Annotated in this window: 7 protein-coding genes; all 7 read right to left on the reverse strand. The window is 66.8% G+C overall.

The features are described from left to right. Positions 1 to 64: 64 nt before the first annotated feature. Positions 65 to 748, reverse strand: a complete 684-nt coding sequence (locus tag DBR10_RS01205) for a Fe2+-dependent dioxygenase (protein ID WP_108489179.1) — start codon at positions 746 to 748, stop codon at positions 65 to 67. Between the two features lie 84 nt (positions 749 to 832). Then, a complete protein-coding gene (locus DBR10_RS01210; protein ID WP_108489180.1) occupies positions 833 to 3,154 on the reverse strand; it encodes a TonB-dependent receptor in 2,322 nt (773 codons plus the stop codon). Positions 3,155 to 3,296: 142 nt separating this feature from the next. Further along, positions 3,297 to 4,160 carry an EamA family transporter gene (locus DBR10_RS01215; RefSeq protein WP_108505208.1) on the reverse strand — a complete coding sequence of 288 codons (864 nt, stop codon included), beginning with the start codon at positions 4,158 to 4,160 and terminating at the stop codon, positions 3,297 to 3,299. Between the two features lie 72 nt (positions 4,161 to 4,232). Beyond that, positions 4,233 to 4,589, reverse strand: coding sequence for a YdbL family protein (locus DBR10_RS01220; RefSeq protein WP_108489246.1), 357 nt, complete (start codon positions 4,587 to 4,589; stop codon positions 4,233 to 4,235). A gap of 14 nt (positions 4,590 to 4,603) precedes the next feature. Next, the gene (locus tag DBR10_RS01225) at positions 4,604 to 4,783 is read right to left on the reverse strand and encodes a YnbE family lipoprotein (protein ID WP_108489247.1); all 180 of its coding nucleotides are present in this window, start codon (positions 4,781 to 4,783) and stop codon (positions 4,604 to 4,606) included. A 35-nt stretch (positions 4,784 to 4,818) separates the two neighbouring features. Beyond that, positions 4,819 to 8,076 carry an intermembrane phospholipid transport protein YdbH family protein gene (locus tag DBR10_RS01230; RefSeq protein WP_199223553.1) on the reverse strand — a complete coding sequence of 1,086 codons (3,258 nt, stop codon included), beginning with the start codon at positions 8,074 to 8,076 and terminating at the stop codon, positions 4,819 to 4,821. A gap of 57 nt (positions 8,077 to 8,133) precedes the next feature. After that, on the reverse strand, positions 8,134 to 8,586 hold a 453-nt coding region (gene dapB, locus DBR10_RS19560; protein ID WP_233243155.1), incomplete at its 5' end, for a 4-hydroxy-tetrahydrodipicolinate reductase.

The following is an 8,586-nucleotide window of genomic DNA, read 5'->3' on the forward strand; positions in this document are numbered from 1 at the left end:
TCCTGGGGCCTGAATGGTAAACGTCCGGTTGGCGCCGAAGATCAACGTTCGCCGAAGGCTGGTTTCAGACCTCCGACCACTGCCGCAGAAGATTGTGATAGGTGCCGGTCAGGGCGAGGATCGAGGGGTCGGTCGCGCCCACCGACTGGGCGAGACGCTGGATGGCCACATCCATGTCCAGCAGCAGGGTGCGGCGGGCATCCTCCCGCACCAGGCTCTGGATCCAGAAGAAGCTCGCAGTGCGAACCCCGCGGGTGACCGGCGTGACCTGGTGCAGGCTGCTGGCCGGATAGAGGATCAGGTCGCCGGCCGGCAGCTTGACCGCATGGCTGCCATAGAGATCGTCGACCACGAGCTCGCCGCCGTCATAGTCCTCCGGATCGGAAAGAAAGAGCGTCGCCGACAGGTCGGTCCGAAGACGCCGGCCCGTTACCGGGTCACGGCGGATGGCATTGTCGATATGGCTTCCAAAGCCCATGCCCGGGCCGTAGCGGTTGAACATCGGCGACAGCATGGTGTGGGGCAGGGCGGCGGATACAAACAGAGGATGGGCGTCCAGGGCCTGGCGGATCAGGTCTCCGACCGTTCGGGCGGCCTCGCTCTCCTGCGGCAATTGCTGGTTCTGCTTGGCCAGGGCCGCCTGAAATCCCGAGGTCAGGTTGCCGTCGACCCAGTCCGCTGCGTCGAGCAGGGCTCGGCAGTGACCGACCTCAGCCTTGGTCAGGACTTGCGGAACATGCAGCATCATGGGCGGAGATCCTGGGCCTGAAGGATAAAAGCCCTGTCCGGCGCGCTCGCCGGACAGGGCCAATGTCAGGTCGAGAGGGGAGTCTCAGTACCGGACATTCAGTCTGACCAGGGCGGTACGACCCGCCGCGATCTGGACCATGTGATTGGCATTGGGCTTCACCGCATAGCGCTCGTCGGTCAGGTTTTGCAGGTTGAGCTGCAGGTCGAGCGTCCGGTTGATTGTCCAGCCGGCCATGGCGTCGTAACGCCAGTAGTCCGGCACGACGAAGGTATTGGCCGCATTGCCATAGCGCTTCGACATGTAGGAGGCCCCGCCGCCGACCGTGAAGGCCGGCGTGATGCGGTAGGACGTCCAGCCGCTGAAGGCGTGCCGGGGCGTGTTGGGGAAGGCCTTGCCGTTGTTGGGCGACGCCACGCCCGAGACGAAACCGCCGTCGATGACCTCGCTGTCGGTGAAGCTGTAGCCGGCCGTCACGCTCCAGGCCTGGGTCAGCTGGCCACCGGCCCCCAGTTCCAGACCCTGGACCCGCGAATTGCCGACCAGATCGATGATTCCGAGCGCGTCGGTCACCCGGGCATTGGTCTTGTCGGTTCGGAACAGGGCCGCCGTCAGGTTCAGCTTGCCACCCAGCGTGTTCCACTTGCCGCCCAGCTCGTAGCTGTCGTTCTGCTCGGGATCGAGATTGACCGTGGTGGCCGCCAGGCTGGAGCCGTCGCCCGCGCCTTCACCGGACGGGTTGGAGGAGCTGCCGTAGGACAGATAGAGGCTGGCATCAGGGACCGGCTTGAAGACCAGCCCGGCCTGGTAGTTCCAGAAACTGGCCTCATTGCGCAGGGGTACGGCCGGTGTCACACCGGTGGCGGTGATCGTTCCGCCGCTGAAGCGGTTGGTATAGGCGTCGTGCCGGATCCCGAGATTGATCTGCCATTGCTCATTCAGATCGATGGTATCGAAGGCAAACACCGCCCGGGTGGTCACACGTGTCGCGGTAAAGGTCGGTGACCGCGCGATCGTGCCGACCCAGGGGTCATTCGGGTTCGGATTGGCCAGCGTCGTGCAGTTGTAACCATAGGTCGCCCCCAGACGGCCGGGGCTGCTGCAGGCGAGATTGGTCGCGCTGTAGGCGGCGCTGACCAGGGCCGGGGCCAGGCCGGCGATCAGGCCGGGGCTGGTCAGGACATAGCCCTGACTGTGGGTCTGTTCCTCGGCCCATTCCGTCCCGAGCGCCACCGTGTGACGCAGCCCGCCGGTGCTGAAGGCGCCGGTCAGGGTGTTGGCATTGGCCGTGGTCGTCGTCAGGGTGTTGCGGGTCTTGGCCGAGCGATAGACATAGCCGTTGGCGACATTGCCGCGACTGTCATCGGGGTTGGTGACGACATAGGCGTTGGTCGTGCGGCCATACCGGACGGCGTTCGACAGTTTCCAGCCGCCGCCCAGCTCCTGCTGGAACCTCAGGGTCGAGATCTCGGCACCGGTCTTGCGGAAGTCCCGCCGCGTCAGGCCATAGAAGGCGTCGTCGTGGCCGGTCAGCAGGGTGCCATGGACCACGCCCCCGACCATGGTCCGCACATAGGGCAGGCCGTAGTCAGGCAGTTCATCGCTGTCCATGCGGTAGTAGTCGAGGGTCAGGCGGCTGGGGCCGTTCAGGCCAAAGCCGATGGAGGCGGCAACGCCCCAGCGATCACCGTGGACGGCATCGCGGCCATTGACCTCGTTCTCATGATAGAGGCCGTTCAGGCGGACGGCGGTGCCCTCGGTGAGCGCCTCATTAAGATCAAAGGTTACCCGTCGGGTGGCGTCATCGCCCAGGGTCAGGGAAGCTGCTCTGAAGCTGTCGGCCCGGGCGACCTTGGACACCAGATTGACGCTGCCCCCGGTCGATCCGCGCCCGGTATAGGCCGAGCTCGGGCCCTTGATGACCTCGATCTGGTCGAGCGCGAACACCTCGCGCGACTGGCCGCCGGCATCGCGGATGCCGTCGACGAAAATGTCCGACGTCGAGTCCATCCCGCGAATGCGGGGGCGATCGCCGGCCGGCGCGCCGCCTTCGCCCGACTCCATCGTGATCCCCGGGACGGTACGGAATGCATCGGCCAGGCTGCTGATCGCCTGCTGGTTCAACGCGTCGCTGGTGATGATGTTGACCGTCCTGGGCGTGTCGACCAAGGGCTTGCTGAACTTCTCCGACTGGGGACGCGGGCGCCGCTGGCCCACCACGTCGACACCGGAGACCTCGGTGCTGCCTTCGAGGACCGACGGTGCCGTCACCGTCGCCGCTTCGGTCTCGGGGGCCGCGTGAGCCAGACCCGAGCCGAGGGTCAGACCGGCCAGACCCGCGACGGCGGCCACACCGAGGGCGCTGCGTGGCCGGCTGATGATCCCGGAAATCTTCGGATTACGCATACTGACATCCTGTCCCCAGCGGGGCGACGATCTTGCCCCTCCTGATATTGCGAGGCGTTCTTATCAACGCGATTTGCGACTCGCAATGATAATCATTCTTAATAGGGTGGAAGAACGTTCGCCGGCCTTGAGCGAGGAAACGTCAGTGGTCGGACTCTGACGACGATGCCGTCAGGATGGTTCCCGCTGAGGCGGCGACAATGGCGAGGATGGCCACGGCCTGGGTCAGGGTCAGATGCTCACCCAGCACGGCCAGTCCGGCCAGGGCACCCACCGCCGGTTCGGCACTGAGCATGACACCGAAGCTGCGCTTGGGAATGCCGCGCATGGCGATCATTTCCAGCGAATAGGGAATGGCGCTCGACAGCACCGCCACCAGCAGACCGAGGCCCAGAAACGCCGGCTGCAGCAGGGTCGTCCCGGCGGAGGCCAGGCCGACGGGCACCACGATCACGGCGGCGACGGTCATGCCCAGAGCGACGGTCCGGCCGGCATGCAGGTGGGCCGTGCGCTTGCCCAGCACGATGTAGAGCGCCCAGAAGACGGCGGCAGCACAGGCAAAGGCCACCCCGGTCGGATCCAGGCTCCGGCTTCCGGCCGTCAGGGGAAGGATCAGGACCAGGCCCAGGACCGCCAGGGCGATCCAGACGAAATGGATCGGTTTTCGCGAATGGAACAGAGCAAGTCCCAGTGGCCCCATGAACTCGATGGCAATGGCCAGCCCCAGAGGGATTGTCCGAATGGACATGTAGAAGCTGAGGTTCATCAGCCCCATGACCGCCCCGTACTGGACGATGGGGATGAAATCCGCTCGCGTCAGCGCAAAGCGCCACGGCCGCCAGAAGCCCATCAGCAGCAGCGCCGAGAATCCGACCCGATAGGCGGTCGTACCCTCAGCCCCGACATGCGGAAACAGCGACTTGGCGAAGGTCGTCCCGACACACAGGGTGACGATCGCACCGAGCAGGGCCGCATAGGGCGTCAGCGATGTGCGCGGGGCGGCCATGCGCTGCTTTTAGGCAAGGCCGCCCCCGCTTTCCAGTGACATCCCGCCCGGTCGGGCCGGGAGCCTAACCGGCTATTTCTTGACCCAGCCGCCGTCGAGCGGCTTCCAGTACTGGCCGGGGGCCAGTCGGGCATAGAGCTGCTTGGCGGTCGCCTGGCCGGCGGCTTCGGGCGTTACGCCGGTCCGGGCGGCAATGTCCTTGTAGACGGCAGCGCGGCCGGTGTTGATCTCGGTCACCGAGGTCCGGAGCGCAGCGTCGGCGCCGGACACAATGCCCAGATAGCCGTCGGCCTGCTCACCGACCGTGCCGGCCGCCTTGGCGGCGTCGACAGCAGCCTTGGCACCTGGAGACTGGGCAAAGCTCAGGGTCGCGCCGGTCGCTGCGAGGGAAAGGCCCAGGGCGAGAACGGTCATCGTCTTGCGAAACATGTCGGATCCTTTCCTTAGAAGAGGTTGGGGTTTTGCTGGATCAGGGTCTGGACTTCCTTGTCCAGCCGCACCCGGACGTCAGCATCCAGCTTGGCGTAGATATTGATCGGATCAACCTTCACGCGGATCGTCGGGGTGCAGGCTCCGAGCGCTCCCATCGCGATCAGGGCGGTCAAAAGGGCGCGCTTTCTCATGCGGATGTCTCCAGTTCGGGGGGAAAGGTGAGGACTCACGGCTGAACCGGGGCTGAACGCGCACCGGTCTCGGTCTGAACGCGGTAGGCATTGCGCCAGGCGGCCAGAAGCTCATCAAAGTTCAGCGAGGTATCAAGGGTCAGGTCGACCGGCGTCCTGGCGGGCAGGGCGATCCGCTTGTTGAAGGCCTTGCCGCGGATCAGGTCCAGCAGACCCACGCGGGCCTTCTCGGCCACCTTCGGGTCATGCTCGCCCTTGATGTGGAACAGGATGGCCAACCGCCCGTCGTCGGTACTGTTGACACTGGCCTCCAGGGTGTCGAACGCGAGGTTCTCCATGGCCTGGTAGGCAAAGTCCTGGATGGCATTGACCGGGGCGGGGGCCGCAGGCGGCGCGCCGGGACTGTCACGGTCCTGATCCTGGACGCCGGCCTCGACCCCCGTCAGGGCCGCGCGGGAAATCGCCAGATGTCCGGGTCGGATGGCCCGGACCTGGCCCTTCAGAAGGCGAAAGCCCCTGGCGCTCAGTTCGAAGGGCAGGCGACCATCAACCACCGCATCCAGTTGAACCTTTTCCACGAGCGAAGAGGCGGCGATCAGCTCGCCCAGGTCCAGATGCTCGATCACGATGACACCCCGGATCGGCTTGTCGGGATCAAAGGCGACATCGACGGGTTCGATCGAAACCCTGCCCTTGGCGGCCTCAAAGGCGGCCGACGAGACGTGCAGGGCCTCAGCCCCGACCGCGAACAGGGCCGAAAACGCCTGCAACGGCACGATCGCGTCGACCCGCGTGATCTTCAGGCTCTGGTCGGGCGCGCTGGCCAGGGGAGCGAGGCTGGTAAAGTCGATGGTCCCGTTCAGGCTGGCGACGAAACCGATCGGGCTGGTGAAGTCGATGCCATCCGCAACAAGACGGCCCCTGCTGGTCATACCGTCGGCATCCCAGACAAAAGTGCCGGTAAAGGCGGCCGGCCCGGAAGCGTTGCGGGCAAAGGCGGCCATCGGCGACAGGTCGGCCGGTTGCAGGCCACCGTCCTTGGCAAACACAAGACGCGAGGCGTCCAGCTCGGCCCGGCCTCGGGCCCGGGCAACGTCGTGGCGCAGGGTGATACGGCCCAGGGACTGGTCGTTCGGGGTCGTCGCTTCGATCGCGCCCGTCCAGATCCCGCCTGACAGCTCCAGCCGTCCCACCGTGCGGACCGGATTGAAGCGTCGGGTTTCAGCCGCATCCACCAGACTGCCTTGCTCGATCGTCACCTGGGCCTGGTCGAGGCCCGAGGTTCCGGCGGCGGACAGACGACCCGACACCCCGGAGATCTTGGCCTGGGCTTCGTCCAGTCCGGAACTGAGATCCCTGAACCCGGCGGAAGCCGTCCAGCCCGTCGCTGTCGAGGCGAAAAGGGGTGAGGCTGCGGGACACAGGCTCAACGACTGGCCGCTCAGAGGAGTTTCCCCCACGAGCATGCGCCTTGCTGTCAGCGGCGTGCAGCCGTCGAGGATGAACCGCACGGTGCCGGCGGTCGCGGTCGCCACGCCCTGGATCCGGCCTTCAAGATCCTCCAGCGGCGGCAGGTCGACACCTTTGCCGCTGATCACAAGACGTGAAGTCAGGGTCGACCCGTCCATCGCCCAGGCCGGGGCCTGCAGCTGCAGGTCCGGTAAACCCCCGCCCGAAAGCTGAACTGAAAGCGCACCGCGCATGCTGCCACCGGACGCCTCCAGCAACGGGCCGCCGGGGGCCGTCAGCTGGGCCCGGGCCCCGTTTGCGGCCGTCAGGCTGAGCGGGGTCGGCAGGGTTAGAAGGCTCCGGCCGTCGCTGACCTGGAGTTTGAGAGCCGGTGCCCGCAGCTCAAAGGTCTGAAGCGCCGCCGTCGCGGCCCGGACGTAGTCAGGATTGGGCAGGGACGTCGCCAGTCGGCGGGCATCCGGCTCTGAAATGCCGCTGTCGGCCACCACCGAGGCCTGCAGGTCAAGGCGTGGCCGGAGCGGTGATCCATCGACCCGACCCTGTCCGTCGACCGCCAGGCTGGTGAGGGCAAGGGCACCGCGCGCCACCCGTCCGGCCCCGAGCTGGATCGCAAAGGGCCCGGCAATCCGGCTATCGCCCTCCGTGGACAGCATCAGGCCCGGCGTGCGGATCTGACCTGACACCGCCCGCAGCGCCGCGCCGCCCGCCAGGGCCTCGTCAAAAGCCACAGCGGCAGACCCGGCCACCTGACCGGACAGGTTCGCCGTTCGCCCGACTGCGAGACGCGAGAGGTCCAGATCCAGATGCAGTCCACGCCCCTGCAGGGCCGGGGTTTCAAGACTTTCGCCGGTTGCGCGCCCCTGGGCCCGGCCCTCGAACTGCAAGGAGGTCAGGACACCCGTCATCTGTCCGGTCAGGGTCAGGGCACCGGCCGAGCGGGTGGCATGGGTTTCCCCGAGCCGAAGGTCACCGGCCCGAAACGCCAGCTGCAGCTCGGCCGGTCCATCGGCCGACAGCCTGGCCAGGTCGGGATAGGCGAGATCGGCATCGATCTGCCCCTGGGTGTCTTCCAGCTCCAGATCCTGCCGGACCAGGTCGGCAAGGTCGAACCGCACCAGGACTGACAGTCTGTCGCCGCGCTTGCGCGCCGAGACCAACGCGCCCTGGACCTCGGCGACCAGATCGGGCGTGTCATAGCGCAGCGGGGCCAGCCGTCCGTCGAGCCGCAGAAGCTTGCCGTCGTCGAGGCTGGCATCGCCCGTCAGTCGGGCCCGGCCGCCCGGCGTCGCCAGATCAAGCCGTGCATTCTCGATCAGGACAGACGGCCCCCGCGCCCGGCTGGTCGTGGGTGACTTCAGGGCCTCGTCGATCAGCGGCTGGAGCCTGCCGAAACTCAGCCCCGAGGGCGTCAGCCTGGCCTTCAGGCGCGGTCTGACCAGCCGTATGGCCTCGGTCTGCAACGCAAAACCGCCGCCCGACCAGGGCGCACGCAGATCATAGGCCACCTCGATACGATCGGCCGCGAAGTCCGGATCGGACCGGGATCCCAGGCGGATCGAACCGGTAAAGCCGCTGGCGTCGAGGTCATCGACCCTGATCGACGCATCAATGCCGCGCTGCTGCAGCCAGGCCTCGGCAAGCTCCCGACTGATCTCGCGCCGACCACCATAGACCAGCAGGCCGGCAGAGATCAGGGTCAGCATCGACAGGGACACCGTTTCCAGCCCGATCTGCACCAGCCGGTCCTGACGGGGCCGGGCAGGCTCCGGACGGGACTGGGGGTCAGGGCTCCGGGTCGCAGGATCGGGCTTCGGTTCGGCCATCAGGTCCAAGGTCTAGCGGCAAGCCCCCCGGCTCTGCCCATGTCTAGAGGGTGGCGATCAGTCGCGAAAGCCCAGAACATCCTGCATGTCGTAGAGGCCCGGCGGCTTGCCGACTGCCCAAATCGCCGCCGCCACGGCCCCGCGGGCAAACAGGCCCCGGTCACGCGCCGAATGGGACAGGGTCAGGATCTCTTCCTCGCCGGCGAAGATCACGCTGTGCTCGCCGATGATTCCGCCGCCGCGCAGAACCGAAAAGCCGATCGCCCCTTCGCGACGCGGCCCGGTCACGCCGTCGCGGACGCGGTCTTCGACCTCGGCCAGGACAACGCCCCGACCTTCAGCCGCCGCTTCGCCCAGCATCAGGGCGGTGCCGGACGGGGCGTCGATCTTGCGGCGGTGATGGCCTTCAAAGACCTCGATGTCCCAGTCCTGTGCGGGCAGAACGGCAGCGGCCTTCTTCACGAGACCGAGCAGCATGTTGACGCCCAGCGAATAGTTGCCGGACCGGAC

The sequence above is a fragment of the Caulobacter sp. HMWF025 genome (assembly GCF_003060965.1).
Classification (GTDB): Bacteria; Pseudomonadota; Alphaproteobacteria; order Caulobacterales; family Caulobacteraceae; genus Caulobacter.

Bases quoted from the DNA above. Each gene is read 5' to 3' on its own strand.
- DBR10_RS01205 (WP_108489179.1), bottom strand. From the start codon at position 748: ATGATGCTGCATGTTCCGCAAGTCCTGACCAAGGCTGAGGTCGGTCAC.
- DBR10_RS01210 (WP_108489180.1), bottom strand. From the start codon at position 3,154: ATGCGTAATCCGAAGATTTCCGGGATCATCAGCCGGCCACGCAGCGCC.
- DBR10_RS01215 (WP_108505208.1), bottom strand. From the start codon at position 4,160: ATGGCCGCCCCGCGCACATCGCTGACGCCCTATGCGGCCCTGCTCGGT.
- DBR10_RS01220 (WP_108489246.1), bottom strand. From the start codon at position 4,589: ATGTTTCGCAAGACGATGACCGTTCTCGCCCTGGGCCTTTCCCTCGCA.
- DBR10_RS01225 (WP_108489247.1), bottom strand. From the start codon at position 4,783: ATGAGAAAGCGCGCCCTTTTGACCGCCCTGATCGCGATGGGAGCGCTC.
- DBR10_RS01230 (WP_199223553.1), bottom strand. From the start codon at position 8,076: ATGGCCGAACCGAAGCCCGATCCTGCGACCCGGAGCCCTGACCCCCAG.